Below are 23,893 nucleotides of genomic sequence, written 5' to 3'. Positions count from 1 at the left end.
CATGACGTCGCTCAATCTCCAGTCCCTCGCCCCCCAGAAGGGGGCCCGTCGCCGCAAGCTGCGTAAGGGACGCGGCATCGCCGCCGGCCAAGGCGCCAGCTGCGGTTTCGGCATGCGCGGTCAGAAGTCCCGTTCGGGTCGTCCGACCCGTCCTGGCTTCGAGGGTGGCCAGATGCCTCTGTACCGCCGGGTGCCGAAGCTGAAGCACTTCACCGTGATCAACCCCAAGAACTACACGGTGATCAACGTTGCCAAGCTCTCCGAGCTCAAGGCCGGCAGCACCGTCAACATCGACACCCTGGTGAAGGACGGTCTGGTGACCAACCCCAAGGCCCCCCTGAAGGTCCTGGGTAATGGCGAACTGAGCGTGAAGCTGACCGTCCAGGCGGCCGCTTTCACCGCCTCGGCACGCCAGAAGATCGAAGCCGCTGGTGGGACCTGCGAAGAGATCTGATCTCCGCTTGTCCACGGCCCATTAAGGTCAATGCCGTCTGGTGATCGGATCGATCGCTAGGCGGTTTTTTCTTGTTCGTCTGCACCTGCCATGGTCGTCAGCCGGGGGCGTAACCCCAGTGCCGGTGAAATCCTCACGCAGCTGGTCCAAGCCAAGGATCTGCGCGACAGGGTTCTCATCACCTTGGGGCTGCTGCTCCTGGTGCGTCTGGGCATCTATATCCCTGTCCCCGGGATCGACCGCCAGGCCTTCCAGGCCTTCGCTGCCCAGGGGGGCTCCCTGCTGGGCTTCCTGGACATCTTCACCGGTGGTGGCATCTCCGCGTTGGGCGTTTTCGCCCTGGGGATCCTTCCCTTCATCAACGCCTCGATCATCATTCAGCTGCTGACCTCCGCCCTGCCGCAGCTGGAGGATCTGCAGAAGAACGAAGGTGAGGCGGGACGCCGCAAGATCGCCCAGTACACCCGCTATGTCGCCCTGGGCTGGGGACTGTTCCAAAGCATCGTCTTTGCCCTGATCCTCCGGCCCTACGCCCTTCCCGGCACACCGGATCTGGTCTTCGTTGTGCAGACGGCGATCGCTCTGGTGACCGGTTCGATGGTGGTGATGTGGCTCAGTGAGGTGATCACCGAGCGGGGCATTGGCCAGGGCGCGTCCCTGGTCATCTACCTGAACATCGTGGCCACCCTCCCCAGGGCCTTGGGCTCGACCATCGAGTTGGCCCAAACCGGCGGCCGTGAGGCTGTTGGCGGCATCGTCGTCCTGGTGGCGGTCTTCCTGATCACCATCGTTGGCATCGTCTGCGTCGAGGAGGGCAGCCGCCGCATCCCGATCGTCAGCGCCAAGCGCCAGGTGGGCGGGGCCGGGATCTCTGCCCGCCAGAGCTACCTGCCCCTGAAGCTCAATGCCGGTGGCGTGATGCCGATCATCTTTGCCTCGGCCGTGGTCTTCCTGCCGCTGCAGATCGCCAACTTCAGCAAGAACCCCACGCTGATTCAGGTCGCCAGTTTCCTGAGCCCCAACAGCAGCACCCCCTGGGTCTATGCGCTGCTCTTCTTCGGGCTGATCATTGGCTTCTCCTTCTTCTACGCCACCCTCACGGTGCGTCCGGTGGACGTGGCCTCCAACCTCAAGCGCGGTGGTGTCGCCATCCCTGGGGTTCGCCCTGGCTCAGCGACCACGGCTTACCTGACGGGTATCCAAAACCGTCTGACTTTGCTGGGCGCCCTTTTCCTGGGGGCTGTGGCGATCGTGCCCTCGGCCGTGGAGTCGGCCACGCGCGTGCAGACCTTCCAAGGCTTGGGTGCCACGAGCCTGTTGATCTTGGTTGGCGTCGCGATTCAGACCGCCAAGCAACTGCAAACCGCCGTGATCTCCCAGCGGTACGAAGGCATGGTTCGCCAGTAACTCCCCCCTCCTTGCTCCTTCTCTTCCTTCCTTGCCATGAAGCAACGTCTGCTGTTCCTCGGTCCCCCCGGCGCCGGTAAGGGCACCCAAGCCCAGAAGCTTGCCGAGAGCCAAGGCCTGCTCCACCTCTCCACCGGTGATCTGCTGCGGGCTGAAGTCGCCGCCGGCAGCGACCTGGGCAAAGAGGCGGAGGCCGTGATGGCCCGCGGTGAGCTGGTGAGCGATGCCCTGGTGCTGGCGATCGTCCGCAGCCGCCTGCAAAACCACAGTGGTGGCTGGTTGCTGGATGGCTTCCCCCGCAATGTCGCCCAGGCCGATGCCCTGGCCAGCCTGCTCGAGGAGCTGGGCCAGCAGATCGAGCTCGTCGTTCTGATGGAACTCGATGACGGTGTTCTGGTGCAGCGATTGCTCTCCCGCGGCCGGGCCGACGACAACGAGGAGGTCATTCGCCACCGCCTGGAGGTCTACCGCGAGCAAACCGAGCCCCTGATTGCCTATTACCGCGAACGTGGGCTGATTGCCCCGGTCGAAGCGGCCGGCACAGTCGACGCCATTTCCGATCGGATCGCAGCCCTGTTGGGTTGACCCCTGTGGTAAGGTCGCTGTTTGGAAATTTGGAGAGACCGCTCCCATGAAGGTGCGTGCCTCGGTCAAGAAAATGTGCGACAAGTGCCGCGTGATTCGCCGGCACGGTCGGGTGATGGTCATCTGCACCAACCCGAAGCACAAGCAGCGCCAGGGTTGATCCTGCGCTGACCTTGTCCCCGGTCCCTTGGGACCAAAACAATTGGCTTGAGTGTCTCTCGGTTCGTTCTGAGGGCAACCGCTCAAGTCCTTCCCCTGCTCACCCCCAACGTTTTTTCAGTGGCTCGTATTGCCGGCGTTGATATTCCTCGCGACAAGAGGATCGAAATCGCCCTGACCTACGTCTACGGAATCGGCCTGACCACGGCCCAAAAGATTCTGGCCAAGACCGGTGTCAACCCCGACACCCGCGTCAAGGACCTGGATGATTCCGACGTCCAAAAGCTGCGCGGTGCAACCGAGAGCTACACCCTCGAAGGCGATCTTCGCCGTCAGGAGGGCATGGCCATGAAGCGCCTGCAGGACATCGGCTGCGTCCGTGGCCGTCGTCACCGCGTCGGTCTGCCCGTTCGCGGTCAGCGCACCCGCACCAATGCCCGGACCCGCCGCGGTAGCCGCAAGACCGTGGCCGGTAAGAAGAAGTAAGCCGCGGCTTGCTCTAGCCCTTTGGCCCCCTAGCACCTGCCGTTCGGCCGATTGCGTGCCGTCGTCACCAGGTTGCCCCCCTAAGACCCCCGATCACCTCCCTGCGACCGCAGGGCTTTATCCATGGCCAAGCCCGCCAAGAAATCTGGTTCCAAGAAGACGAAGCGCAACGTCCCTAACGGCGTTGCCCACATCCAGAGCACGTTCAACAACACCATCGTCTCCATCACTGACACCGCTGGTGAAGTGATCTCCTGGAGCTCCGCTGGTGCCAGCGGTTTCAAGGGCGCCCGTAAAGGCACCCCCTTCGCCGCCCAGACCGCCGCAGAAGCAGCAGCCCGTCGCGCCCTTGAGCAGGGGATGCGCCAAATCGAGGTGCTGGTTCGCGGTCCTGGTTCCGGTCGTGAAACCGCCATCCGTGCCCTGCAGGTTGCCGGTCTGGAGATCACCCTGATCCGTGACGTCACCCCGCTGCCCCACAACGGTTGCCGCCGTTCCAAGCGTCGCCGGGTCTGATTCGACGCATCGACTAGCCCCAGAGGGGGTCCATCCACCTATCTGAGCTTCAGACCGTGTTGCAGTACCAGATCGATCGGGTTGAACACCAGATCGCTGACGATCGTTCCCAAACCGGCGTCTTCGTCATTGGCCCCCTTGAGCGTGGCCAGGCGACGACCCTCGGTAATTCCCTGCGCCGCATGCTGATGGGTGCCCTGGAGGGCAGCGCCATCACCGCCGTGCGCATCGCTGGCGTGAACCACGAGTACGCCACCGTTCCTGGCGTCCGCGAAGACGTCCTCGACATCCTTCTCAACTGCAAGGACGTTGCCGTCAACAGCCGCAGCCGCGAGCTGGAGATCGGCCGCCTGGTCGTGAATGGTCCTGCGACCGTCACCGCCGGTGACCTGCAGTTCTCCTCACAGGTGTCGGTGATCGACCCCGCCCGCCCGATTGCCACCGTCGCCGAAGGCCACAGCCTGGAGCTCGAGGTGCACGTCGAGCGTGGTGTTGGCTATCGCCCCGTTGACCGCCGCGTTGAGGACACTAGCGCTGTCGATCTTCTCCAGATCGATGCCGTCTTCATGCCTGTCCAGCGGGCGAATTACACCATCGACGAGACCGCTGTCGGTGAAGGCGGATCGGCCCGTGAGCGCCTGCGTCTGGAGATTCAGACCGACGGTTCCCTGACGCCTGACGACGCGATGGCCCAGGCCGCCAACCAGCTGATCACCTTGATCCAGCCCATGGCGACCCTGACCATGGAAGAGGAGCAAGGCCAGGAGCCCGAGCCCTCCGCCGAAGCTCAGATTCCCCTGGAAGAGCTGAACCTCTCGGTTCGCGCCTACAACTGCCTGAAGCGCGCCCAAGTCAACTCCGTGTCTGACCTGATGGGCTTCAGCTACGAAGATCTGCTCGAAATCAAGAACTTCGGTTCCAAGTCGGCTGACGAGGTGATCGAGGCCCTCGAGCGCATCGGTATCTCCCTGCCCCAGAGCCGCACCAGCGCCTGATCGCGCAGCACCCTGTCTCCCGCGTTAACCCGATTTAGTCATGCGTCACCAGTGCCGAGTCCCCAAGTTGGGGCGTCCCGCCGACCAGCGCAAAGCCATGCTTCGCGCTCTGACCACTCAGCTGATCCGTGAGGGTCGTCTGACCACCACCAAGGCCCGTGCCAAGGCGCTTCGCGATGAAGCTGAGCGCATGATCACCCTGGCCAAGGACGGCAGCCTTGCCGCCCGCCGTCGTGCCATCGGCTACATCTACGACAAGCAACTGGTCCACGCCCTGTTCGACAAGGCCCAGGAGCGTTACGGCGACCGCAATGGCGGTTACACCCGCATCATTCGCACCGTTCCCCGCCGTGGCGACAACGCCGAAATGGCGATCATCGAGCTGGTCTGAGTCCGTGGGTCCGAGCGGACCTGCTGTCGATCATCCGCACCGCGTGGGGGGCTCTCCTCCGCGCGGTTTTTTATGGCTTTGGTGCAGCAGCTTTGACTGACGCGACGCCAGCAGGGGGGCTTAGGCGCATCGCCCTCTGCCTGCAGTACGACGGCTCGGCCTACTGCGGCTGGCAGCGCCAGCCCCGGGACCCCAGCGTCCAGGAAGCGCTGGAGCGGGCCTTGGCTCAGTTGGATCCAGATGGCCCCGCCACCGTTGTGGCGGCTGGTCGAACCGACAGCGGCGTTCACGCCGCTGGCCAGGTGGTGCATTTCGACTGCGCCGGCCCGATCCCTCCGCACCGCTGGCCCGCGGCCCTCAACGGCCGCCTGCCGGCCAGCATCCGCGTGCGTTCAGCAGCTTCCGTTCCCGCGGACTGGCATGCCTGCTTTAGCGCCACCTACAGGCGCTACCGCTACACCATCTACAACGCCCGCATCCCCAATCTGTTTCTGGCTCCCTGGAGCTGGCACCGCTATCAGTTCAGGCTCGATGAGGCCCGGATGCGCGAGGCCCTCGAGGGCATGCTCGGGGAGCACGATTTTGCGGCGTTTGAGAGGGCGGGTAGCGCCCGCTCACACTCCCGTACGACCCTCCAGGAGGTCTCGGTGCAGCGCCGCGGTGACCTGCTGGAGGTGGAGCTTCAGGCCAGCGGCTTTCTCTACGGGATGGTGCGCCTTGTGATGGGGCAGCTGGTGGCCGTCGGGGAGGGACGCCTCAGCCTGGAGGCCTTCAGTCGCCGCTGGCGAAACCAGGCCCGTGAGGAGGTCAAAGAAGCCGCTCCCCCGCAGGGGTTATGCCTGCTGAGGGTGGGCTACCCGAGTGAGGTCTTCCCCCAGGCTGCCTGGTACGATTGTCAACCGCGGTATTTGCTGGAGGGCTCTGATGCACCGCCAGCAGCACCGGGTCAGTCCTTGCACTGACTGGGTCTGCCGGTCTCAGAGTTGACCTGCCGATGTCCATCGGCGGCCAGCCCCTGCCTGTAAACCCTGTCCCCCGAAGTGGGGATCGGCGAAGCGGTAGGTTCACTCAACGAGCGATTGACACCCGAGTGATCGGGTGGCTGCCGTCATTAGTCGAGACCCACAGTCCAGACACCCTGTCCAACCCCACCCGCCTAAGCGTGGTGATGGGGTCCTATCCGAACCGGCCCGCCGGCGCGATGAACAAGACTCTCGTCCCCCCCCAGGATTCCTCAGCACGCCAGTGGTATCTGGTGGACGCTGAGAACCAGACCCTCGGCCGGCTTGCCACCGAGGTCGCTTCGGTTCTGCGGGGTAAGAACAACCCCAACTTCGCCCCTCACATCGACGCCGGCGACTTCGTCGTGGTGATCAATGCTGAGAAGGTGCGTGTGAGCGGCAACAAGGCTTCCGACAAGGTCTACCGCCGTCACTCCGGTCGCCCCGGTGGCATGAAGACCGAAACCTTCGCTGCGCTGCAGGCACGGATCCCCGAGCGGATCATCGAGAAGGCCGTTAAGGGCATGCTTCCCCACAACGCTCTCGGTCGTCAGCTCTTCCGCAAGCTGAAGGTCTACAAGGGTGCTGAGCACCCCCACGCCGCCCAACAGCCCAAGGCCCTGGCCCTCGATCCCGCCGCTTCCGCCAAATGAGCACCACCAAAGTCGTCTACTGGGGAACCGGCCGTCGTAAGACCGCCGTGGCACGCGTCCGCGTCGTCCCTGGCAATGGCACCGTGACCATCAACGGTCGTCCCGGTGACAACTACCTGAACTACAACCCCGCCTACCTGGCGGCAGTCAAGGCTCCCCTGCAGACCCTTGGTCTGGGTGGTGAGTACGACCTGCTGGTCAACGTCCGCGGTGGTGGTCTGACCGGTCAGGCGGATGCCATCAAGCAAGGCGCTGCCCGTGCCCTGTGCGAGCTGTCCCCCGACAACCGCAAGCCCCTCAAGACTGAAGGGCACCTCAGCCGTGACCCGCGCGCCAAGGAGCGTCGTAAGTACGGCCTGAAGAAAGCCCGTAAGGCTCCTCAGTTCTCCAAGCGCTGATTGCGCTTTCGCCCCTCAGCCCCGTACCCGTCATGCCGAAGGCCGACATTCACCCCACCTGGTATCCCGATGCCAAGGTGATCTGCAACGGAGAAGTGGTGATGACCACTGGCTCCACCTCCCCCGAGATCCACGTCGACGTCTGGAGCGGCAACCACCCCTTCTATACCGGGACCCAAAAGATCCTGGACACCGAGGGTCGTGTGGATCGCTTCATGCGCAAGTACGGCATGGGCAGCGCTGCTGGCGCCGATGCCAAAGCCGAGCCCAAGGCCGAAGCAGCCGAGAAGGCCTGATCGGTCACTCACGTCTGACGTGACATTCATTCCCCAAGCCGGATGCTCTAGGGCGTCCGGCTTTTTGCTGGCTTGAGCCGCTTCCATGGATGCTTCTTTCCTGCGTGAACGTCTGGAGACGGCACGCACCACCTTTGACACCCTGGAGCGGCAGCTGGCAGACCCGGATGTGGCCGCCAACCCTGCGCAGCTGGAGCCCATCGCGCGGGAGCGGGCCCGACTGGAGCCCCTGGTGCTGGGCTACGACCAGCTTTGCCAGTGGCGCAAACAGGAACAGGAGGCCAGGCAGCTTCTGAAGGAGTCCCGCGGCGACCAGGAGATGGAGGCCCTAGCCCAAGAGGAGCTCAGCGGTCTGGCGACACAGATTGCCGCCATGGAGGAGCAGCTGACCTTGGCGCTTCTGCCCCGTGATCCCCGGGACGAACGCAGCGTGATGCTCGAGATTCGCGCCGGTGCGGGTGGCGATGAGGCGGCGATCTGGGCGGGGGATCTGGCTCGGATGTACGAGCGCTACGCCCAGAGCGTCGGCTGGAAAGTGCAGCCCGTCAGTGCCTCGGAGGCGGAACTGGGGGGTTACAAGGAACTGATTCTGGCGATCCAGGGCGACAGCGTCTTCAGTCAGCTCAAGTACGAAGCCGGTGTGCACCGGGTGCAGCGGGTGCCCGCCACCGAGTCCCAGGGCCGGGTCCACACCTCGACGGCCACGGTGGCGGTCATGCCGGAGGCCGACCCAGTGGAGGTTCAGATCGACCCGACGGACCTGGAGATCAGCACCGCCCGCTCGGGCGGCGCCGGCGGCCAGAACGTCAACAAGGTGGAGACGGCCGTGGACCTGCTGCACAAACCCACCGGCATCCGGGTGTTCTGCACCCAAGAACGCTCCCAGCTGCAGAACCGTGAACGGGCCCTGGAGATCCTGCGGGCCAAGCTCTATGAGCGTGAGCTGGCCGAGGCCAACGCCAAGGAGCGCTCGGCCCGTCTGGCCCAGGTGGGCAGTGGGGATCGCAGCGAGAAGATCCGCACCTACAACTACAAAGACAACCGCACGACCGATCACCGCCTCGGCCGCAACTTCTCACTGGAGCCGGTGCTCCAGGGCCAACTGGCTGAGTTGATCGGCGCCTGCGTCTCCGCTGACCAACGGCGGCAGTTGGAGGAACTGGCCGATCAGGCCAGCGGGGTCAACTAGCGAGCGGGTTCTCCCAGCCGTCCACGTACTTGGCCCATTCCAGGTGGCCGCCCTTGGCCATCTGCCGTTGGGCCTCAAAGACCGCACCGCTGAGCGGCCGCCGGGGTGCCGATTGCAGGGGCATGCTCGCTTCCTTGGGCGTGCGATTGCCCTTGTGCACGTTGCAGCGCAGGCAGGCCGTGGTGACGTTGTCCCAGCTGTGGCTGCCGCCGCGGCTGCGGGGCAGGACGTGATCGATCGAGAGCCGTTCGCTGCTGCTGCCGCAGTACTGGCAGCGCTGGCCATCGCGGTGGAAGACGTTCCGGCGGGTCAGGGGCAGTGGCCGGAAGGGCACGCGGACGAATTGCCGTAGACGAATCACCGTTGGCAGTCCCAGGCCTGGACGCAGTTGCCGCCCGGGGGAGTGCTCCAGCCCCTCGGCTTTTCCCTTAAGCACCATCACTGTTGCCCTGCGCCAGGTGGTGACGTTCAGGGGCTCGTAGGAGGCGTTCAGAACCAGAACCGAGCCCATGGGAGCGCTGCCTGGGGAGCTGCGCTGGGCAACCCCGTAATTTCTATGCATGCTAGGTGCACTGCCAAGGGCGGATGGTTGACGCATCGCCTGCTGCTGCCTTCGAGGACCCGGCGGCCGCTGCCTTGGCGCCGCAGCCCCATCCCCGTCAGCGGGCCTGGGTGGAAATCGATGAGGCGGCGATCCAGGCCAACGCCGAGGCCCTGAGGCGCTCGCTGCAGCCGGGCTCTGCGCTGATGGCGGTGGTCAAGGCCGATGGCTATGGCCACGGCGCGGTCCCGGTCGCCCGTTCTGCCGCCGCCGGTGGGGCCAGCTGCTTTGGGGTGGCCACGCTTCAGGAGGGGGTGGAGTTGCGCCAGGCGGGGCTGGATCAGCCCGTCCTGGTGCTGGGCAACCTCAGCCATCCAGATGAGTTGCGCGCCTGCCTGCATTGGCAGCTGATGCCCACCCTCAGCGGCATGCGTGAGGCGTTGCTCTGCCAGAACCTGGCCAGCGGTAGCGGTCGTCAGTTGGCGGTCCATCTCAAATTGGACACCGGCATGAGCCGGCTCGGCGCGCCCTGGGAGGAGGGGCCGCGGTTGGTTCAGGCCATCGCCGGCCTGGAGTCGCTGCAGCTGGCCGGGGTCTATTCCCACCTGGCCGGAGCCGACGCCCCGGGAGATGGACTGGATGCCCTGACGGCCACCCAGCAGCAGCGCTTCGACTCTGTCCTGACGGGACTGCAGCAGCAGCAGTTGCCCTCGGGTTGCCGCCACCTGGCCAATTCCGCTGGGACGCTGCGCAGCCGTCAGTTGCACTACGACCTGGTGCGGGTGGGGCTGGCCCTCTACGGCCAGCGCCCCTCGGATCACCTGGGTGCCGGTCTGGACCTGCAGCCGGCGATGCACGTCCGTGCCCGGGTCAGCTTGATTCGGGAGGTCCCCGCCGGGGTTGGCGTGAGCTACGGCCATCGCTTCATCACCCAACGGCCGAGCCGGCTGGCGGTGGTGGGGATTGGCTATGCCGATGGCGTCCCGCGGCTGCTCTCCAACCAGCTGGAGGTGCTCTTCGCCGGTCAGCGGGTGCCCCAGGTGGGGGCGATCACCATGGATCAGCTGGTGCTGGATGCCACGGATGTACCGGAGCTGGAGGCCGGCAGCGTCGTCACGCTGCTCGGGGAGGAGGCCGGTGAGCGGATCGATCCCACGGCCTGGAGCGACCCGATCGGCACCATCCCCTGGGAGATCCTCTGCGGTTTCAAACACCGCTTGCCGCGGCTGCCCCAACGGGCCGTTCGCGGTGCCAGCGCCTGATAGTCTTTGCGGGCCACTGGAGAGGTGGCTGAGTGGTTGAAAGCGGCTCCCTGCTAAGGAGTTACAGGAGGCAACTTCTGTCGAGGGTTCGAATCCCTCCCTCTCCGTTCCCGACCGGGACACCCCGATCAAACCCCAGTCCGATCACGGGCTGGGGTTTTGTTCGTTTAGAGGCCAATCAAGCGCCGGCAGAGCTCCGGTAGGAGCGCCTCGTCCTGGGCGCGCTCGGGGCCATCGCTGAGCACCACGATTAGGGCCGGAGCCTTGCCCTCCAGTTCGATGTAGGCCGCGTCGTGGCGGGCCTGGCTCATCCAGCCGGCCTTGCTCCAGAGCTGGGCGCCCTCAGGAAGGCCACCACCCAGAAATCCATCCACTTGGTTCTCGGGGTCAGCGGCGCGGGCCGCGGGCTCCAGGCTGCGGGAGAGCAGCTCTTGCATCCGGCTGCAGGCGCTGGGGGAGAGCAACTCCCGGGCCATGACCGCCTGCAGCACCCGGGCCGTCAGGTTGCTGCTCAGGCGATTGCGGTTCTCCAATTCATGGCCGTAGGACTGACGCTCGCGGCCATAGGGGCCGTCTCCCCAGGTCTTCTGGCAGGAGTTATTGCCCGGCCATTCCGGCCAGCCCAGCTCGCCGTACCAGCGGTTGATCAGTTGGCGCTGCTGGCTCCACTGCTGCAGGGCCGCTGCCGGCAGCTCCGGTCCGCTGCAGGTTCCCGTCAAGAGATCCACCACAAGCCCCGTGGCGTCGTTGCTGGAATCCCGGATCATGTCGGCCAGGGCCCGCCGCAGCTCCGGGGTGTCGTCGATGAGCTCGCGCTGCAGCCAGGCTTCCGCGGCAAGGAGATAGAGGAGCTTCACCACGCTGGCGGGATAGCGGGCTTGGTTGCCGCGCCAGTGGGTCCCCTGCCCTTCCCCAGCGGAGCCGCCGCGCAGGGACTGCCCGTAGCGGATCCAGGTGACCGACAGCTGCTCGCTCAGCCCCGGCCGGCCCTCCTGCTCCAGGCTGCTGATCGCCGCAACCAGTGCTTGCTCCATCTCCCCATCAGGGCAGTAGAACGCCATCGCAGCCAATCGGGGTCATGGCGAGGTTAAGCAGGTTGTCCGTGGGAACACCCGTGGCCTTGGAGCTGCTGCACCCGGGCAGCTCTTGGCGCATCGATGCGCCGCTCAATCTCTACAGCCATTGGTCGGGCCCAGGCCTCGCCACCCAGGCCTGGGCCGGCCGAGCCCTGCAGGTTCTGGGTCAAGCGGCGCCGACCGGGAAGCGCCTGCGGGTGAGGTTGCTGGAGGACGGCTACCCCGGCTGGATTGATCCGCGGGACCTGCTGGGCCATGCCCGTTGTATCGCGGGCCAACGGGCGCAGCTCTGGTCCGAGTCGGCCATTGCTGGGCGCCTGCCGGCCGTCTTGGCCTTTGCCGAGGCCGCGCGCCAGCAGGCCAACCACTACCTCTGGGGCGGGAGCCTGGGGCCCGACTTTGACTGCTCAGGCTTCATCCAGGCGGCCTATGCCGCCGCGGGGGTCTGGATCCCGCGGGATGCCTACCAGCAGGAGCGCTTCTGCCAGCCCGTTGCGGTGGCGCCCGGTTGCTATGGCCTGCTGCGTCCCGGCGATTTGATCTTTTTTGGTCGCCCCCAGCGCTGCACCCATGTGGGGCTCTATCTCGGGAAGGGCCGCTACCTGCATAGTTCTGGCCGGGAGCACGGCCGCGATGGCCTGGGTGTCGATGGTCTGGATCCCCAGCTGATCGATCCGGTCAGCGTTCACTACCGAACGGAACTGCGCGGCGCCGGCCGTGTGGTGCGCTGCCACGACGGCTCCACCCTGCCTTGATGTCCATGGTTTGGTCTTTGCTTCTCGTTCTCGCACTCACGGCCCTGGGCTGGCTGCTGGCGCGCCGCACCGCTTGGGGCCGGCAGCTGGGCATGACGATGGTGGTGCTGCTGCTCGGCCTGCTGGTGAGCAACCTGGCCGGGGTGCAGCTCCAGGCCGAGGCCGCCTCTTGGGTCAATGGTCCCTTGACCTCGCTGGCGATCGGCCTGCTCTTGCTGGCGGTCGATCTCCGGCGCCTCTGGCCCCAGGCCCGGCAACTGCTCGGACCGTTTCTGGTGGCGGCCCTGAGCACGGTCTTGGGGGTGCTGCTGGGGGGCTGGTTGCTGCATCCCCTGCTCGGGGAGGACTGGGACGTGCTGGCGGGGATGTACACCGCCACCTTCACCGGGGGCAGCCTGAATTTCGTCTCGGTGGCCCGGACGCTGAATCCCCCAGAGACCTTGCTGACCCTGGCGACCGCCGCCGATTACGTGGTCTTCGCGGTCTGGTTCGCCATCAGCACCTGGCTTGGACTGAGGGCGGATGCCGCCCCGGAGGCGACCTGGGCGAATGAGGCCCCAAGCGATCAGCCGGAGCGCTCCTGGTGGTTGGCCGGTCTTTGGGGCTTGGCCGTCTTGGCGTTGAGCCAGGGGCTGACGGGTGTGCTGCAGGGCGTCCCCTCGATCCTGGTGCTCACAACGGTCGCGCTGCTGGTGGCCCAGTTGCCGGCGCCCGCCAGCCGTCGCGGTTGCTATGGCCTTGGCTTGCTCTTGATTCAGCCCTTCTTCACGGTGATGGGCCTGAGCTCCCCGGTGGCGGGCCTGCTGGGGGAGGGCTTGCCGGTGTTGCTCTATGCGGCTGTGGTGGTGCTGGTGCAGGCCGCGTTGCTGCTTCTGATCTTCCGCCGCTGGCTGCGCTGGCCCATGGCTGAGACCCTGGTGGCCTCCCAGGCCTCCATCGGCGGCCCCAGCACGGCCCTGGCTCTGGCGACCGCCATTGGCCGCGCTGAATTGGCCGTGCCTTCGGTGGCGATTGGTTTGCTCGGCTATCTGCTCGGGACCTACTTGGGCCTGGGGGTGGCTTGGCTGCTGCCGGGCTGAGCCTCTTTTGAGCGCTTTCCTCTAGGTTCCAGCCAACTTGAGCCGTCCCTCTTGAGCAGCGCCAGCGTTCCAGACCTCTCGATCGTGGTGCCTCTGTTCAACGAAGAGGAGAGCCTGCCGCTGCTCGTCGAGAAGCTGCTGCTGGCCCTGCGTCCCCTGGGCCGCTCCTTTGAACTGGTGCTGGTGGATGACGGCTCATCCGATCGCACGTCCGAGGTCTTGCGCCATCAGGCCGCCGGGGCCCCAGAGCTGGTGGCGGTTCTGTTGCGCCGCAATTACGGCCAGACCGCTGCAATGGCGGCTGGCTTTGACGCCAGCCGCGGGCGCTTGATCGTCACCCTGGATGGGGACCTGCAGAACGATCCGGCCGATATCCCGATGCTGCTGGAGCGCCTGGAGCAGGGGTATGACCTGGTGAGCGGCTGGCGGCACCAGCGCCAGGACCATGCCGTCAGCCGGCTGCTGCCCAGCAAGATCGCCAATGCCCTCATCGCTCGGGTGACGGGGGTGCGGTTGCACGACTACGGCTGCTCCCTCAAGGCCTACCGCCGCGAGCTGGTGGAGGACATGAACCTCTACGGGGAGCTGCATCGCTTCCTGCCGGCCTTGGCCTTCATCGAAGGGGCCCGCATCGCCGAGGTGAAGGTGAACCACAACGCCCGTCAGTTCGGCCAGAGCAAGTACGGGATCGATCGCACCTTCCGGGTGCTGATGGATCTGTTCACGGTCTGGTTCATGAAGCGCTTCTTGACCCGTCCGATGTACGTCTTCGGTTTCGGGGGGCTGAGCGCCATGGCCATCGGTGCGCTGTTGAGCGCCTATCTGCTGATGGTCAAGTTGGGGGGCGCGGAGATCGGCAACCGGCCCCTATTGCTGGTGGCGGTCCTGGCCCTGATCACGGGCGTGCAGCTCTTTTGTTTTGGTCTGCTCTCGGAGGTGCAGATGCGCACCTATCACGAGAGTCAGGGCCGTCCGATTTACCGCATTCGCGAGACGTTGCGCGGCAGCTTGAGCGGCTGAGGCGAGGCAACAGGCAGGCTGCTGCGGCCACGGAAGTGGGTCATGGCTTCAGCGGCGAGCTGGGCGACCACCTGGTCGGCATCGCGCAGGCCGCGGCGAATCAGGGGCAGGGCCTCGCGGTGGCACCAGAGCTGGCAGATGGCCATGGCCGTGCGGCGCTGCTCACCCCCCGCACGGAACTGTTGCTCCAGTTGTTGCAGCAGTTGGTGGCGGCCGCGCCGGTCGCTGGCGGCGGGGAGGACGACCGTGTCCTGGCTGCCCTGATCGCTGGAGTTGCTCCCGTCAGAAGGGATGACCAGCTCCATCTGCCCGCGGTTCAGGGCTGCGATGCCGGACGCATCGGTGGAGCGCAGGATGTTGCGCTTGGGCCGGCCAAGGACCCAGCAGGCCGCCAGGACGCCTGCGATGACGATGCCGGTGAGTGCCTGGGTCATGGGCTGGGGGTGTGGTCTGAACTTTTATGTCGCCCCTTGAGGCCCCGAAGAGCAGCTCCGGCAGGGCTCCTTACAGTGCCGAACGGTAGCTGTATTGGCCCACGCTGATGACCGGAGATTTCGTCGCCGCCTGGATGCCCTCGGTGTTCGTGCCACTTGTCGGGATCCTGGCTCCTGCTGTGGCCATGGCCCTGCTGTTCAACGTGATCGAAGCCCGCGACTGAGCTGTCGCCGCTTCATTCCGCGCCACCTGACGTTCTTCCCCCGATGACCGTGACCCCCGTGGCCGACCCCTGTGTCGGCAATCTGGCCACTCCCGTCAACAGCAGCTACTTCAGCCGCGCTTTCCTGAGTGCGCTGCCTGCTTATCGCCCCGCCCTCTCTCCCAACCGTCGCGGTCTGGAAGTGGGCATGGCCCATGGCTTCTTCCTCTACGGCCCCTTCGCGATCTGTGGCCCGCTTCGCGCCACCGAGTACGCCAGCACCGCTGGTCTTCTGGCTGCTGTGGGTCTGGTCTCGATCCTGACGGTCTGCCTCTCGATCTACGGCACCGCTGGCCGTGGCCCCAACGTGCAGCCGGCTGACGCCACCATCGACAACCCCCCTGCTGACCTGTTCACCAAGGCGGGTTGGGCCGAGTTCGCTAGCGGCTTCTGGCTCGGCGGTTGCGGCGGTGCCGCCTTCGCCTGGTTCCTCGCCGGCACGACCATCGTGGCTCCCCTGGTGAAGATCGCCGGTGGTGTTTGGAGCGTCGGCTGAGTCCAGCCAGCTCATCCTTGATTCACCCTTTGCCCGCCAGATCCTCATGGGGTCTGGCGGGTTTTTTGATGCCTTGCCGTTGGCTTGGGCCATGGCTATGGAGTCAGTAGAGCTGTGGTGCTGTGATGACGCGTTGGCCTGCTGTTGTTCTTGCGGCGACCCTCTCGGCCTTGCCTGGGGTGGCTGTGGCTGAGCCCCTGCCGCCGCCGATTGGTCCGCTCCCCTCTTCGGCGCAGGCTGATGCGGGTTACCCGGGGGATGTGGAGAACGCCTTGAGCGACTTCACGCGTTTTCAGTGCGATTTGCTGTTCTTTTTGACCCCACGGCAGAACTGCCCAAGCGATTAATCGGCAAAATCGGAGTTTTGTAATCGCCTGAACGACGCGGCTGGTTTCCGCGCGGCTAAAACAGTGCTGTAGCAACCGCTACAAAACGTTCACCTCGGCACCTTTTGGTTGCCTGAGGCGCAGTTCGATCCAGGCCATGGAACGGGGACCTGGGCTGACTCCGAGGAACTATCCATGACCCTCACCTATCGCGGCCAGAAGTACCAGCAGAACAAAGAGGCTGTTTCCCAGAAGCACCCTCAGCTGAACTACCGAGGTCTCAAGTACGTCAAGTGATTCCTGCTTGATTGATTTGCCTTTAAGCCCCGCTCTTGCGGGGCTTTTTTTGTTTCGTGCGCTGCTCTTGCTCTGGTGTTTCAGCGTGTGGTCAATGCAGTGGTGCCTTCGTTTGAGCATCTCTAGTCTTCGCGAACAAGACTGATCTGCCAGGTGATTGAGGGTTCCCTGCCGCTTGTTCGTGCCGGCGTCGATGGCCTGAGGGCCTATGCCTCCACGAGCGTGGTCATCGCGATCCTGATCAGCATCTTTGGCGTTCAACGCATCGATTTCTCCGCGAAGGGATGGAGAAATATTGGCTTCCGGCTCCTGATCATTCCCGGACTGGCCTTGTTATGGCCTTGGCTGATCAAACGGCTCTGGCTTGGTGCTCCGCCAGCCGTTGAACGCAATGCCCACCGGCTGGCGGCACGGGCATGATCAGCAGTCGACGGCAGACCCATCGCTGGCTGATGACAGCGCTTGGGGTTCTCCTGCCTTGGCTGGCGGTGAGTGCACTTGTTCAGCGCCCTGAGATCCCGCCGGTCACAGCAACGGCGGCACCCCTGTTTGCTCGGGCCGATCTGGGTGGAGCGACAGCCGAGGGAGATCTCCTCCTTGCCTTCGATTGGCCGGTCCAAGACACACAGCTGAAGGGTCAGCTGGTGTTGGACCCGACGCTTCAGTTGCGCTTGATCGCAGAGGAACCCCTCAACTTGGCGGATCCACTGCTCTATTGGTCGTCGACCGACAGGAGTCCTGAGTCGTTGTCGCAGGCTCAGCTGTTGGGTTCCCTCGCCGGAGCTGGGACCCACCGCTACCGCTTACCGATGGTGGTCGGGCGTGCGCTGCGGTCTCCTCAGCCAGGTCTGTTGTTGCTGGTGAGTCCGCTGGATCAGCGCATCGTTGCCTCGTGGGCGTTGCCGTCCTTGTCTGCTGGAGGTGAGCGGCCATGAGCCATGGCTACGTCGCGGTGCAATGGACGCGCCGAAAGCTCATCTATGACGGCGTCCTCTTAGCTGGTGTGAGTGCCTATCTCCTGCTCTTCATGGGGATCAGCCACTGGTGGGCGGCGGCCGCCAATGTTCCCCTCGAGACCGACGGGGCGGCAATTCGGGCCTACGGCAGTGCGGCCTACATCCTGTTGCACCTGACCCTCTCGATCGGGCCCTTGGCACGGTTGAATCCGCTGTTTCACACCCTGCTGTTCAACCGCCGTCACATGGGTGTGATGGTGTTCCTATTGGGGTTCTTGCATGTCAACGGGTGGCATCTGCCCAGGGAGCCTTGGAGTTGGCTCGGCCAGAAGGCGCCGCAGTTCCCATGGAGCTTCCATGGGGCTCTGAATTGGTACAACGACTTCGGCAACCGTGAGCCGCTGGTGAGTTTGTTCACCAGCAATGGCCATTTCAATGACTTTGCCCTGTTCCCCTTTGAGCTGCTCGGGGTGATCGGCCTGGCCGTTCTGTTTGTGATGGCCGCCACCAGCCATGACTTTTGGCTGACGAATCTGACGGCCCCGGTTTGGAAGGCGATTCACATGGCGGTCTATGTCGGCTATGCGGCATTGGTGGGCCATGTCTTCTTGGGTGCCCTGCAAACCAACCAATCCCCCTGGTTGGCAGGCCTGGTTTTGGCTGGTCTGGTCTGGCTGCTCGCCATTCACCTGATCAGTGGTTGGCGTGAATGGGTGATTGATGGGCGCCCCCTGCAGCCTGATTCCACGGGCTGGGTGGATCTCGGGCCCATCGATGCGATCCCAGATGGCCGGGCCAAGGTGTTTGCTTTGGCGGGAGAGCGGGTGGCCGTGTTCCGCCAGGGCAGCGAGCTCTTTGCCCTCTCCAACGTTTGTCAGCACCAAAACGGCCCCCTCGGAGAAGGTCGGGTGGTGAATGGCTGTGTCGTCTGCCCTTGGCATGGCTACGAGTACCGCTTAGAGACCGGAGCCTCACCTCCTCCGTTTACCGAATGCGTTCCAACATTCCCGGTTGAGTGTCGTCAGGGGCGTGTGCGCATCGGACTGCCTCCCCGCCCTCCCCAGCAGGCCTGAACGATGGACTTTTTCATTCACTACAGACCTCTCCCCAAGGCTCATCGCCGTTTTCTGGGCTGGTTCCTGCCACTGATGCTTGGCGTGATGGTTGTGCTGGGGCTCTGGGTTCCCGGTCTTCAGAACCAGTACGGCGCCGGTAGCCGTCAACCGATCAAACAGCTCTCGGGCTTGTTGTTGGATGGTCCAGGCGGAGCGCAGGTGCTGGTGCCGCGCCCAGGACAAACACCAGGTGAGCCGCACTACTCCCGCATCCTTTTGGCGGGCCCGGGAAAAACCAGGCCACCGGAGGCAGTGATGCAGCACCAGGGGCAGTGGGTGCAGTTGAAGGGCTCGCTCTTCAGCCATGGGCCTTTGAGCGTGATGAACACACGCCGTGCGCAGCCCATCCCGCAGCCCGCTGATCTGCCCGCGCCCAATCTGAAGGGAACCTCCCTCGGCCCCTTTGCCCTGGTGGGCGAAATCATCGACAGCAAGTGTTTTTCAGGGGTGATGAAGCCCGGCGCTGGGAAAACCCATATGGGCTGTGCCATTCGCTGCATCAGTGGTGGCGTTCCTGCTGTTTTTCATGTCCACAACCCCGAGGGAGAGGTGCTCGATCTGGTCTTGATCGATCAAGAGGGCCGCACTGTGAATGATCGCGTCCTTGATCTTGTGGCTCAGGCCGTTGCCATCGAGGGCGAAGTCATTCAGTACGACAACCTCATGGCGCTGAAGGCTGATCCGCTGACCTACCGGCGCCTGGGCTGATGCAGTTCGATCCCCGCCATGAGTTATTGCTCTCCAGGGTCTTGGCGTCCCTGCGCCCGGTTCTGATTGCCTTTTTGGTGATGCATGGGGCCGCCCTCAGTCAGGGCGCCGAAACCCCGATCTCCTTTTGCAATGTCCTCTTCGTCGGCAACCTATGCGCGGCGTTGGTGGTGCTGATCTGGTTTAAACCAGCACCCATTTGGAATGACCTCAAACGACTGCCCAAGCGGGTGCGTTGGGGCTTGGTTCTTGATGGTGGCCTCGCCGCCTTGAACTCGGCACTGATTTACACCGGTCTGGAATACACCTCATCGACCAACGCGATCTTGCTCGGGAGATTGGCTCCAGTGCTCTACGCCCTGTCTGGGGCCCTTGTGTTTGGGCGGTTGATCGCGAAGCGGGAGTGGCTGGGCTTCAGCTTCATCATCGCCGGCATCTTGGTAGTGGCCCTTGTTGGTGCCAATTGGATGGTCAACAAGGGGGATGGGCTGATCCTTCTTTCGACCGTGGTCTTTGCCGCTTCCGCGAACTTGGGGAAAGCGGTCCTGGATCAGGACGTCTCCTTGCGGGCCTTGGTGTTTGTGCGCAATGCCTCCTCCAGCGTGATCTTCTTTTTCATCGCCAACATCGTCTTCGGCCCGCATCACTTCGCGGATGCCTTCGCCGGGCAGCTCTGGCTCGTGATGGTGATCTACGCCTTGCTGATCATCGTGATTTCCCAGTTCCTCTGGTTCGATGCCTCAAGCAAGCTGGATTCGATCAGTGTTGGTCGCTGGTCGACCCCAGCTCCTGCGATTGGTGTCCTGGCCGCGGCCCTGTTGAACCGGCAGTGGCCGGCGAGCAATCAAGTGGTGGGATTGCTCGTGATCATGTTTGGTGTTGTGATCACGGCCTTTGCCAAGACGAAGCCCGCCAAGCCCAAGGAGGAGCGTGAGCAGATGGCTGAACTGGCAGCCAGTGGTGCCGATGCCATCTCACCCGTGACATGAGCGCCAGGCTCCTGTTGATCGCTGATCCAGGGCGTTACCCCGACGCTGATGGCGACGTTCCTTGCTTTTACAGAGCGGCAGCCAGGCACTCCGCCTTAGAGCCCCTGCATCTGGCGGCTGATCAGATCAATGGCTGTTTGGCGTCCCAATGGCAGCTGACGCCACTGCCGGCCGAGCTTGATCACCCTTCGTTTTTAACCCTGGGGAAGGCTGCCTCGTTGCCCTTTGTTGCCGGTGAGATCGATGTTGTCTTCTGCCGGAGCCTGAAGCCTTTCCCCCCGGGTTACCTCCAGGTTTTGCAGGGCCTCGAGCAGCAGTTGCGTTTTCTCAATCGTCCCTCGAGCAAGATTCAGCAGCTCAAGCCGCAGTTCCTCTCGGAGGTGGCGGGGGCCTTCCTCCCCTCGCACTTGGTGAGCAGCGACCCCACTGAGATCGCCACCTTTCTGGAGCGCCATGGTCAAGTGGTTGCCAAACAGGGCAACAGCACCCAAGCCCAGGGGGTGTTTCGACTCCAAAGGAGTCATGGCCTGTATGTCGTTGAACATGCCCATGGTCAGCGGGCAGAACAGCGCTCACTGAGCGCCGTGCTGGAGCAGCTCCAGCGGGGAACGGACGAGCCTCTGCAGTTCATGCGTTTTCTCCAGCGCACCACTGAGGGCGATAAGCGAGTTGTGGTTCTGGATGGCCAGATCCTGGGTGCTTATGTGCGGCGCTCCGTCACAGGGCATTGGGTGAACAACGTGGCGGCTGGTGGCCGCTGTGCCCTGGCTGCGATTACGGATGCAGAGCGTCAGGCGATCGAAGCCACCTGGCCCACCTATGCCTCCTTGGGGCTCAGGGTTCTTGGCTATGACTTCCTCCAGGACGACTGCGGTACCTGGCGGGTCAGCGAGATCAACGTTGGCAACGTCGGCGGTTTTATGCGGCTGCAGCAGTTGGGTGGGTCCCCTGCCCTGGATCACTTGCTCGCTTGGATCGCGGACTTCGCAGGGGCTGATGCAGTGCTGCAGATTCGTCTCGCCCAGCCCAGGGACGATGCCGCCATCGCCGCGATTTATCAGCGGGCGATTGATCAAGGCGGGATCACGATGGATGAGCGGCGCTTTCCTCCCCAGGCCGTGGCTGAGAAACGCGAGGAGCTGCGCGATCGAGGTTGTCTCTTGGTGGCGACCCGATTGGGTGAGGTCTTGGGTTGGGCAGAGCTCAAGACCTACTCGCCCCGCGCTGGCTATAGCCGCTGCGCAGAAACCTCGGTTTACGTTCATCCTTGCGCTCAGGGCCAGGGGGTCGGTGCCCAACTGCTGCAACAGTTGATCGCCAAGGCACAGGACCTTGGCTACGTTCATTTGGTAGCCAAGGTGGTGGCTGGAAATGACCACAGCATTCGCTTCCATCAGCGGTTTGGCTACGAGTGCGTTGGCATTCAGCGCCGTATCGGCTACCTCCGCGGCCGTTGGTACGACGTGACGATTCTTCAGCGTCTGCTGCAGGCTGATCCGGAGCTGATCAATGGAACGTGAGCATTCCATTCTCAGTTCTGGGCTGAAGCGTCTGATCGAAGGTCTGAGCACCCTGCGTTCTCCTGAGCCTGACCAGTTGCTTTCGCTGATGGCCACTGCAGGGGTGTGCGCCGAGGAACTCGAGCCCTGGGCGGATTACGGCCATTCACCCTCCGATAGCTATGGCCGCCAGTTGGTTTGGCATGGCGGCCATGTAGAGGTCATGGTGATGACCTGGCTTCCCGGCGACTTCAGCGCGATCCATGACCATGGCTTGGCGCAGTGGGGAGCGGTCCAATGCTTTGGTCAGGCTGAGCATTACAGCTATCGCCTGCGTCGGCTGCACCTCTGCGATGAGCAGGCGCTTCCCTACGGCCCCGGCCAGGTGCGCGCGGTCTCGCCGGCCTTGATCCATCAGATGGGCAATGCCGGGGAGCAGAGTTTCTTGAGCCTGCACGTCTATGGCTGTCGGGAACCGCACAGTGCAATTACGGCGTCAGCACGGGTGTTTGATCTGGGTGAAGGGTGTATTCAGTTCACCAATGGTGGCGTGTTTTTTGCGTTGCCTGAATCAGACATTGAGAGGCGCCAGTATGGCTTGACGGCGGACCTAGCGATTCGAAAGCGTCAAGCGCAGCTCAAGGCTTGGAGACTTCAGCAGATGCTCGCATTGGCGGCCTAGTCGCGCCCAGTGTCTAATCCCTGCGCCCAAAGGGTGTGACGGATTCGGGGTTATCGATGTCGTAATCGAGGATGTCTGCGGGCAATCCCACTTGGACTTCTTTGGGATAGACGGTGAAGTCCTCTATTCGTTTGAACAGAGCTAGCAGCACCCGCGCCAGGGCATTGGGTGCTCCATAGAAAAACGTGTGGTGCCCCAGCAGAAATTCGGTCGTTCCTGCCCCTTCCGACTGTTGCAGTTTCAACAGGAACTGACTCAGTTGATGGCGCTGTTCGGGCCGCAAACTGGGATGGGCTGTGACAGGGAAATCCCGCTGAGTGGCGACCAGCCCGGCTCGCTTCCAATCCAGCTCGGAGAGGGCCTGGGTGAGTTCTCCCCGGTCTCGGCTGAAATCCATGCAGGTCAGCTGCGCTTCTTCGATCTCCATCACCCGTTGAAACTGCTGATGTTGCAGTAACTTCCACTTCTCTCTCGCGTTGTCGTGCACCACAACGGCGGCGAGTCGAAGTCGCCGGTAGCGCTGGAGCAGTTTGCGGTTGCTACTGGAGCGCGCCACGAATTGGAAGAGGAACTGTGAGCCCGTGCCGATGTAGTCATCGAAGATCACCAGTGCCCGTCGTTCGGCCTCGGTTCTGAACGTGGAGTGGAGTGCCTCGATGTTTTTGAAGCAACTGACTGGAATGCGGTTGGCCTTTCGGTAGACGTAGGCAATCAGGTCGCCGCTTTTGCAGACAAAGGCTCGGGTGAAGTCGATATCCGAGAAGTGCTCGATGTCGAAACCGTCCTCGCCTAGGTCACTGCAGAGTCGTTCGTGCAGAAGCCTGCACTCTCTGATCAGGCGGGCCCAGCTATGCATCTCCATGCAGTCCAGTAACTGCAGGGCAATGGCATGGTCACTGGCCTCAAACTGCTCGAGCCAGTGAAGGACTGAGCCGCTTGAAATTTCAGGCTCATTCCAGCGCGCGCTCAGCGTCTCAATCGCCTGTGTTGTTGCTAGCTCAACCATGCGCTCAGCGCGTTGCAGTGACATGATTCAACCGGCGGATATTGACCTGCTTGCGCCCTTTGCTGTCACTGCTCACCAGGTCACCAAAGCGATGGCCCAGTAGGACGTCGCGGTTGCAATAGAGGTGGGTCTGCAGCAGTCCCGCCCCGGTGCTTTCATCGATTCCCTCCACCAAGGGCATCAGGACAGCGTTTCGGCGTAGTAATTCCTCCCAGCCGAGGCGCTGGATTGGGCTGTCCTTATCAATGCGATGGGTCAATGTGGCCGTTTGGCTCAGTTGTGGGGTTCCCGCATTGAGCAGATCCAGCGAACAGATCCGCCTTTGCCAAACCCCCGGCTCGGCTTCGTCGTCATAGATCAGTGAGAGTGAGTAGCTGACATTGAGCCATTGGCTGCGATCACTGGTGACAAACCGGCAGTACAGGCAGCCGTCCTTGAGGTCACTGATGCAGAGATGGCGGCTGAACAGCAAGGGCATTTCATTGCTGCTCAGCCTTGAGAAGACCACGGCCGTGAGTGTCGAGAGGGTGATCAGCCCCGCCACCATGTCAATGATCCCGACGATGTAGGTAAAGCCCGAGTCGGTTTCGATGCCGTTGAAGCCATTGGCAAAAAAGGCTTCAGCAGAAAAGACAAAGGCTTTGGAGAGCCCCATGGGCGGCTCGCCAATCAGGTGTTGCTCGTCAAAACGAAGAATCAACCCGAAGAACAGCACCTGGGCGAAGTAGATCAGTGCCATCGCCAGGAAGAACAGAGGCCATGGCATTCGGGTAAGCGCTGCCAGAGGCTGGCGCCAGAGTTGATACCAGGGCGTGGCCTGATGGTCCTGATGAATGCTGCGACTGGAGAAATTCAGCAT

At 63.5% G+C, this 23,893-nt stretch carries 33 protein-coding genes and 1 tRNA gene; 29 read left to right on the top strand and 5 right to left on the bottom strand.

Features of this window, described 5'->3' with window-relative positions:
• Window position 1: 1 nt before the first annotated feature.
• The 13 genes from rplO (at window position 2) to prfA (ending at window position 8,530) form a co-directional block, all read left to right on the top strand.
• A complete protein-coding gene (gene rplO, locus LY254_RS06165) occupies window positions 2–454 on the top strand; it encodes a 50S ribosomal protein L15 (protein ID WP_010314964.1) in 453 nt (150 codons plus the stop codon).
• Between the two features lie 90 nt (window positions 455–544).
• Window positions 545–1,861, top strand: coding sequence for a preprotein translocase subunit SecY (gene secY, locus LY254_RS06160; RefSeq protein WP_010314968.1), 1,317 nt, complete (start codon window positions 545–547; stop codon window positions 1,859–1,861).
• A gap of 36 nt (window positions 1,862–1,897) precedes the next feature.
• A complete protein-coding gene (locus LY254_RS06155) occupies window positions 1,898–2,446 on the top strand; it encodes an adenylate kinase (protein WP_247479626.1) in 549 nt (182 codons plus the stop codon).
• A gap of 46 nt (window positions 2,447–2,492) precedes the next feature.
• Entirely contained in the window at window positions 2,493–2,606 is a 114-nt protein-coding gene (rpmJ, locus tag LY254_RS06150; RefSeq protein WP_006173336.1) for a 50S ribosomal protein L36, read from the top strand.
• A gap of 119 nt (window positions 2,607–2,725) precedes the next feature.
• Complete coding sequence (rpsM, locus tag LY254_RS06145; RefSeq protein WP_010314989.1) at window positions 2,726–3,091, top strand: 30S ribosomal protein S13; 366 nt, start codon at window positions 2,726–2,728, stop codon at window positions 3,089–3,091.
• A 123-nt stretch (window positions 3,092–3,214) separates the two neighbouring features.
• Window positions 3,215–3,607 (top strand): 30S ribosomal protein S11, encoded by a 393-nt coding sequence (gene rpsK, locus LY254_RS06140; protein WP_010314991.1) that lies wholly within the window; start codon window positions 3,215–3,217, stop codon window positions 3,605–3,607.
• A gap of 56 nt (window positions 3,608–3,663) precedes the next feature.
• Window positions 3,664–4,602 carry a DNA-directed RNA polymerase subunit alpha gene (locus LY254_RS06135; protein WP_247479625.1) on the top strand — a complete coding sequence of 313 codons (939 nt, stop codon included), beginning with the start codon at window positions 3,664–3,666 and terminating at the stop codon, window positions 4,600–4,602.
• A 40-nt stretch (window positions 4,603–4,642) separates the two neighbouring features.
• Window positions 4,643–4,993: a 50S ribosomal protein L17 gene (gene rplQ / locus LY254_RS06130; protein WP_010314995.1), complete on the top strand. Its 351-nt coding sequence runs from the start codon at window positions 4,643–4,645 to the stop codon at window positions 4,991–4,993.
• A 92-nt stretch (window positions 4,994–5,085) separates the two neighbouring features.
• Complete coding sequence (gene truA / locus LY254_RS06125; RefSeq protein WP_247479624.1) at window positions 5,086–5,955, top strand: tRNA pseudouridine(38-40) synthase TruA; 870 nt, start codon at window positions 5,086–5,088, stop codon at window positions 5,953–5,955.
• Window positions 5,956–6,194: 239 nt separating this feature from the next.
• Complete coding sequence (gene rplM, locus LY254_RS06120) at window positions 6,195–6,647, top strand: 50S ribosomal protein L13 (protein WP_010314998.1); 453 nt, start codon at window positions 6,195–6,197, stop codon at window positions 6,645–6,647.
• Window positions 6,644–7,045: a 30S ribosomal protein S9 gene (rpsI, locus tag LY254_RS06115; RefSeq protein WP_010314999.1), complete on the top strand. Its 402-nt coding sequence runs from the start codon at window positions 6,644–6,646 to the stop codon at window positions 7,043–7,045. The genes rplM and rpsI overlap by 4 nt, the downstream gene beginning before the upstream one ends.
• A gap of 32 nt (window positions 7,046–7,077) precedes the next feature.
• Window positions 7,078–7,341, top strand: a complete 264-nt coding sequence (gene rpmE, locus LY254_RS06110) for a 50S ribosomal protein L31 (RefSeq protein ID WP_010315003.1) — start codon at window positions 7,078–7,080, stop codon at window positions 7,339–7,341.
• 85 nt (window positions 7,342–7,426) lie between these two features.
• Entirely contained in the window at window positions 7,427–8,530 is a 1,104-nt protein-coding gene (gene prfA / locus LY254_RS06105) for a peptide chain release factor 1 (protein WP_247479622.1), read from the top strand.
• Here prfA and LY254_RS06100 read toward each other — a convergent pair.
• Window positions 8,523–9,041 (bottom strand): HNH endonuclease, encoded by a 519-nt coding sequence (locus tag LY254_RS06100; protein ID WP_010315006.1) that lies wholly within the window; start codon window positions 9,039–9,041, stop codon window positions 8,523–8,525. The two genes, prfA and LY254_RS06100, sit on opposite strands and share 8 nt — an antisense overlap.
• Window positions 9,042–9,115: 74 nt before the next feature.
• Here LY254_RS06100 and alr point away from each other — a divergent pair, with 74 nt between their 5' ends.
• Together alr and LY254_RS06090 are read left to right on the top strand one after the other, a co-directional pair.
• Window positions 9,116–10,333 carry an alanine racemase gene (alr, locus tag LY254_RS06095; RefSeq protein WP_247479620.1) on the top strand — a complete coding sequence of 406 codons (1,218 nt, stop codon included), beginning with the start codon at window positions 9,116–9,118 and terminating at the stop codon, window positions 10,331–10,333.
• 18 nt (window positions 10,334–10,351) lie between these two features.
• Window positions 10,352–10,440: transfer RNA gene (locus LY254_RS06090), tRNA-Ser, on the top strand.
• Between the two features lie 60 nt (window positions 10,441–10,500).
• Here LY254_RS06090 and LY254_RS06085 read toward each other — a convergent pair.
• Window positions 10,501–11,394 carry a serine hydrolase gene (locus LY254_RS06085; protein WP_247479618.1) on the bottom strand — a complete coding sequence of 298 codons (894 nt, stop codon included), beginning with the start codon at window positions 11,392–11,394 and terminating at the stop codon, window positions 10,501–10,503.
• Window positions 11,395–11,411: 17 nt separating this feature from the next.
• On the opposite strand from LY254_RS06085, the gene LY254_RS06080 reads away from it, so the two are divergent.
• From LY254_RS06080 to LY254_RS06070, 3 genes are read left to right on the top strand one after another with little or no spacing between them, the layout of a single operon-like run.
• Window positions 11,412–12,164 (top strand): C40 family peptidase, encoded by a 753-nt coding sequence (locus tag LY254_RS06080; RefSeq protein WP_247479616.1) that lies wholly within the window; start codon window positions 11,412–11,414, stop codon window positions 12,162–12,164.
• The gene (locus LY254_RS06075; protein ID WP_247479614.1) at window positions 12,164–13,243 is read left to right on the top strand and encodes a DUF819 family protein; all 1,080 of its coding nucleotides are present in this window, start codon (window positions 12,164–12,166) and stop codon (window positions 13,241–13,243) included. The genes LY254_RS06080 and LY254_RS06075 overlap by 1 nt, the downstream gene beginning before the upstream one ends.
• Before the next feature lie 51 nt (window positions 13,244–13,294).
• Window positions 13,295–14,263 (top strand): glycosyltransferase family 2 protein, encoded by a 969-nt coding sequence (locus LY254_RS06070; RefSeq protein WP_247479612.1) that lies wholly within the window; start codon window positions 13,295–13,297, stop codon window positions 14,261–14,263.
• On the opposite strand, the gene LY254_RS06065 is transcribed toward LY254_RS06070, so the two are convergent.
• Window positions 14,221–14,697: a hypothetical protein gene (locus tag LY254_RS06065; RefSeq protein ID WP_010315020.1), complete on the bottom strand. Its 477-nt coding sequence runs from the start codon at window positions 14,695–14,697 to the stop codon at window positions 14,221–14,223. The two genes, LY254_RS06070 and LY254_RS06065, sit on opposite strands and share 43 nt — an antisense overlap.
• A gap of 107 nt (window positions 14,698–14,804) precedes the next feature.
• Between LY254_RS06065 and LY254_RS06060 the strand changes: the two genes are divergently transcribed.
• The 11 genes from LY254_RS06060 (at window position 14,805) to LY254_RS06010 (ending at window position 22,028) form a co-directional block, all read left to right on the top strand.
• Window positions 14,805–14,921: a photosystem I reaction center subunit VIII gene (locus LY254_RS06060; protein WP_010315023.1), complete on the top strand. Its 117-nt coding sequence runs from the start codon at window positions 14,805–14,807 to the stop codon at window positions 14,919–14,921.
• Between the two features lie 43 nt (window positions 14,922–14,964).
• Window positions 14,965–15,456, top strand: coding sequence for a photosystem I reaction center subunit XI (locus LY254_RS06055; protein WP_010315026.1), 492 nt, complete (start codon window positions 14,965–14,967; stop codon window positions 15,454–15,456).
• Between the two features lie 125 nt (window positions 15,457–15,581).
• On the top strand, window positions 15,582–15,803 hold the full coding sequence (locus tag LY254_RS06050; RefSeq protein WP_247479610.1) for a hypothetical protein: 222 nt from the start codon (window positions 15,582–15,584) through the stop codon (window positions 15,801–15,803).
• Between the two features lie 108 nt (window positions 15,804–15,911).
• On the top strand, window positions 15,912–16,079 hold the full coding sequence (locus LY254_RS06045) for a DUF4278 domain-containing protein (RefSeq protein WP_010315027.1): 168 nt from the start codon (window positions 15,912–15,914) through the stop codon (window positions 16,077–16,079).
• A gap of 153 nt (window positions 16,080–16,232) precedes the next feature.
• A complete protein-coding gene (locus LY254_RS06040; protein WP_247479607.1) occupies window positions 16,233–16,499 on the top strand; it encodes a hypothetical protein in 267 nt (88 codons plus the stop codon).
• A complete protein-coding gene (locus tag LY254_RS06035; protein WP_247479604.1) occupies window positions 16,496–17,014 on the top strand; it encodes a hypothetical protein in 519 nt (172 codons plus the stop codon). The genes LY254_RS06040 and LY254_RS06035 overlap by 4 nt, the downstream gene beginning before the upstream one ends.
• A complete protein-coding gene (locus LY254_RS06030; RefSeq protein WP_247479603.1) occupies window positions 17,011–18,108 on the top strand; it encodes a Rieske 2Fe-2S domain-containing protein in 1,098 nt (365 codons plus the stop codon). The genes LY254_RS06035 and LY254_RS06030 overlap by 4 nt, the downstream gene beginning before the upstream one ends.
• Before the next feature lie 3 nt (window positions 18,109–18,111).
• Window positions 18,112–18,858 (top strand): hypothetical protein, encoded by a 747-nt coding sequence (locus LY254_RS06025; protein ID WP_247479600.1) that lies wholly within the window; start codon window positions 18,112–18,114, stop codon window positions 18,856–18,858.
• Window positions 18,858–19,847 carry a DMT family transporter gene (locus tag LY254_RS06020; RefSeq protein WP_247479599.1) on the top strand — a complete coding sequence of 330 codons (990 nt, stop codon included), beginning with the start codon at window positions 18,858–18,860 and terminating at the stop codon, window positions 19,845–19,847. Before LY254_RS06025 ends, LY254_RS06020 begins: the two co-directional genes overlap by 1 nt.
• Window positions 19,844–21,367: a GNAT family N-acetyltransferase gene (locus LY254_RS06015; RefSeq protein WP_247479597.1), complete on the top strand. Its 1,524-nt coding sequence runs from the start codon at window positions 19,844–19,846 to the stop codon at window positions 21,365–21,367. Before LY254_RS06020 ends, LY254_RS06015 begins: the two co-directional genes overlap by 4 nt.
• On the top strand, window positions 21,357–22,028 hold the full coding sequence (locus LY254_RS06010) for a cysteine dioxygenase family protein (protein ID WP_247479596.1): 672 nt from the start codon (window positions 21,357–21,359) through the stop codon (window positions 22,026–22,028). Before LY254_RS06015 ends, LY254_RS06010 begins: the two co-directional genes overlap by 11 nt.
• Window positions 22,029–22,041: 13 nt before the next feature.
• Here LY254_RS06010 and LY254_RS06005 read toward each other — a convergent pair whose 3' ends face one another.
• Together LY254_RS06005 and LY254_RS06000 are read right to left on the bottom strand one after the other, a co-directional pair.
• Window positions 22,042–23,058 carry a hypothetical protein gene (locus LY254_RS06005; RefSeq protein ID WP_247479595.1) on the bottom strand — a complete coding sequence of 339 codons (1,017 nt, stop codon included), beginning with the start codon at window positions 23,056–23,058 and terminating at the stop codon, window positions 22,042–22,044.
• Entirely contained in the window at window positions 23,039–23,893 is an 855-nt protein-coding gene (locus LY254_RS06000) for a hypothetical protein (protein WP_247479593.1), read from the bottom strand. The genes LY254_RS06005 and LY254_RS06000 overlap by 20 nt, the downstream gene beginning before the upstream one ends.

Origin of the sequence: Synechococcus sp. NB0720_010 (assembly GCF_023078835.1) — a bacterium.
Lineage (GTDB): Bacteria > Cyanobacteriota > Cyanobacteriia > PCC-6307 > Cyanobiaceae > Vulcanococcus.
This window is presented reverse-complemented; position numbering and strand designations above follow the sequence as displayed.

What these genes read in the sequence shown, in the direction of transcription:
- rpmE (WP_010315003.1), top strand. Translation starts at nt 7,078, where the DNA reads ATGCCGAAGGCCGACATTCACCCCACCTGGTATCCCGATGCCAAGGTG.
- rpmJ (WP_006173336.1), top strand. Translation starts at nt 2,493, where the DNA reads ATGAAGGTGCGTGCCTCGGTCAAGAAAATGTGCGACAAGTGCCGCGTG.
- LY254_RS06055 (WP_010315026.1), top strand. Translation starts at nt 14,965, where the DNA reads ATGACCGTGACCCCCGTGGCCGACCCCTGTGTCGGCAATCTGGCCACT.
- LY254_RS06005 (WP_247479595.1), bottom strand. Translation starts at nt 23,058, where the DNA reads ATGTCACTGCAACGCGCTGAGCGCATGGTTGAGCTAGCAACAACACAG.
- LY254_RS06080 (WP_247479616.1), top strand. Translation starts at nt 11,412, where the DNA reads ATGGCGAGGTTAAGCAGGTTGTCCGTGGGAACACCCGTGGCCTTGGAG.
- LY254_RS06050 (WP_247479610.1), top strand. Translation starts at nt 15,582, where the DNA reads ATGACGCGTTGGCCTGCTGTTGTTCTTGCGGCGACCCTCTCGGCCTTG.
- LY254_RS06025 (WP_247479600.1), top strand. Translation starts at nt 18,112, where the DNA reads ATGGACTTTTTCATTCACTACAGACCTCTCCCCAAGGCTCATCGCCGT.
- alr (WP_247479620.1), top strand. Translation starts at nt 9,116, where the DNA reads ATGGTTGACGCATCGCCTGCTGCTGCCTTCGAGGACCCGGCGGCCGCT.
- LY254_RS06155 (WP_247479626.1), top strand. Translation starts at nt 1,898, where the DNA reads ATGAAGCAACGTCTGCTGTTCCTCGGTCCCCCCGGCGCCGGTAAGGGC.
- LY254_RS06010 (WP_247479596.1), top strand. Translation starts at nt 21,357, where the DNA reads ATGGAACGTGAGCATTCCATTCTCAGTTCTGGGCTGAAGCGTCTGATC.
- prfA (WP_247479622.1), top strand. Translation starts at nt 7,427, where the DNA reads ATGGATGCTTCTTTCCTGCGTGAACGTCTGGAGACGGCACGCACCACC.
- LY254_RS06065 (WP_010315020.1), bottom strand. Translation starts at nt 14,697, where the DNA reads ATGACCCAGGCACTCACCGGCATCGTCATCGCAGGCGTCCTGGCGGCC.
- LY254_RS06015 (WP_247479597.1), top strand. Translation starts at nt 19,844, where the DNA reads ATGAGCGCCAGGCTCCTGTTGATCGCTGATCCAGGGCGTTACCCCGAC.
- LY254_RS06085 (WP_247479618.1), bottom strand. Translation starts at nt 11,394, where the DNA reads ATGGCGTTCTACTGCCCTGATGGGGAGATGGAGCAAGCACTGGTTGCG.
- LY254_RS06075 (WP_247479614.1), top strand. Translation starts at nt 12,164, where the DNA reads ATGTCCATGGTTTGGTCTTTGCTTCTCGTTCTCGCACTCACGGCCCTG.
- rpsI (WP_010314999.1), top strand. Translation starts at nt 6,644, where the DNA reads ATGAGCACCACCAAAGTCGTCTACTGGGGAACCGGCCGTCGTAAGACC.
- rplO (WP_010314964.1), top strand. Translation starts at nt 2, where the DNA reads ATGACGTCGCTCAATCTCCAGTCCCTCGCCCCCCAGAAGGGGGCCCGT.
- secY (WP_010314968.1), top strand. Translation starts at nt 545, where the DNA reads ATGGTCGTCAGCCGGGGGCGTAACCCCAGTGCCGGTGAAATCCTCACG.
- LY254_RS06020 (WP_247479599.1), top strand. Translation starts at nt 18,858, where the DNA reads ATGCAGTTCGATCCCCGCCATGAGTTATTGCTCTCCAGGGTCTTGGCG.
- LY254_RS06035 (WP_247479604.1), top strand. Translation starts at nt 16,496, where the DNA reads ATGATCAGCAGTCGACGGCAGACCCATCGCTGGCTGATGACAGCGCTT.
- rpsK (WP_010314991.1), top strand. Translation starts at nt 3,215, where the DNA reads ATGGCCAAGCCCGCCAAGAAATCTGGTTCCAAGAAGACGAAGCGCAAC.
- rplQ (WP_010314995.1), top strand. Translation starts at nt 4,643, where the DNA reads ATGCGTCACCAGTGCCGAGTCCCCAAGTTGGGGCGTCCCGCCGACCAG.
- LY254_RS06100 (WP_010315006.1), bottom strand. Translation starts at nt 9,041, where the DNA reads ATGGGCTCGGTTCTGGTTCTGAACGCCTCCTACGAGCCCCTGAACGTC.
- LY254_RS06000 (WP_247479593.1), bottom strand. Translation starts at nt 23,893, where the DNA reads ATGCTGAATTTCTCCAGTCGCAGCATTCATCAGGACCATCAGGCCACG.
- LY254_RS06060 (WP_010315023.1), top strand. Translation starts at nt 14,805, where the DNA reads ATGACCGGAGATTTCGTCGCCGCCTGGATGCCCTCGGTGTTCGTGCCA.
- rplM (WP_010314998.1), top strand. Translation starts at nt 6,195, where the DNA reads ATGAACAAGACTCTCGTCCCCCCCCAGGATTCCTCAGCACGCCAGTGG.
- LY254_RS06030 (WP_247479603.1), top strand. Translation starts at nt 17,011, where the DNA reads ATGAGCCATGGCTACGTCGCGGTGCAATGGACGCGCCGAAAGCTCATC.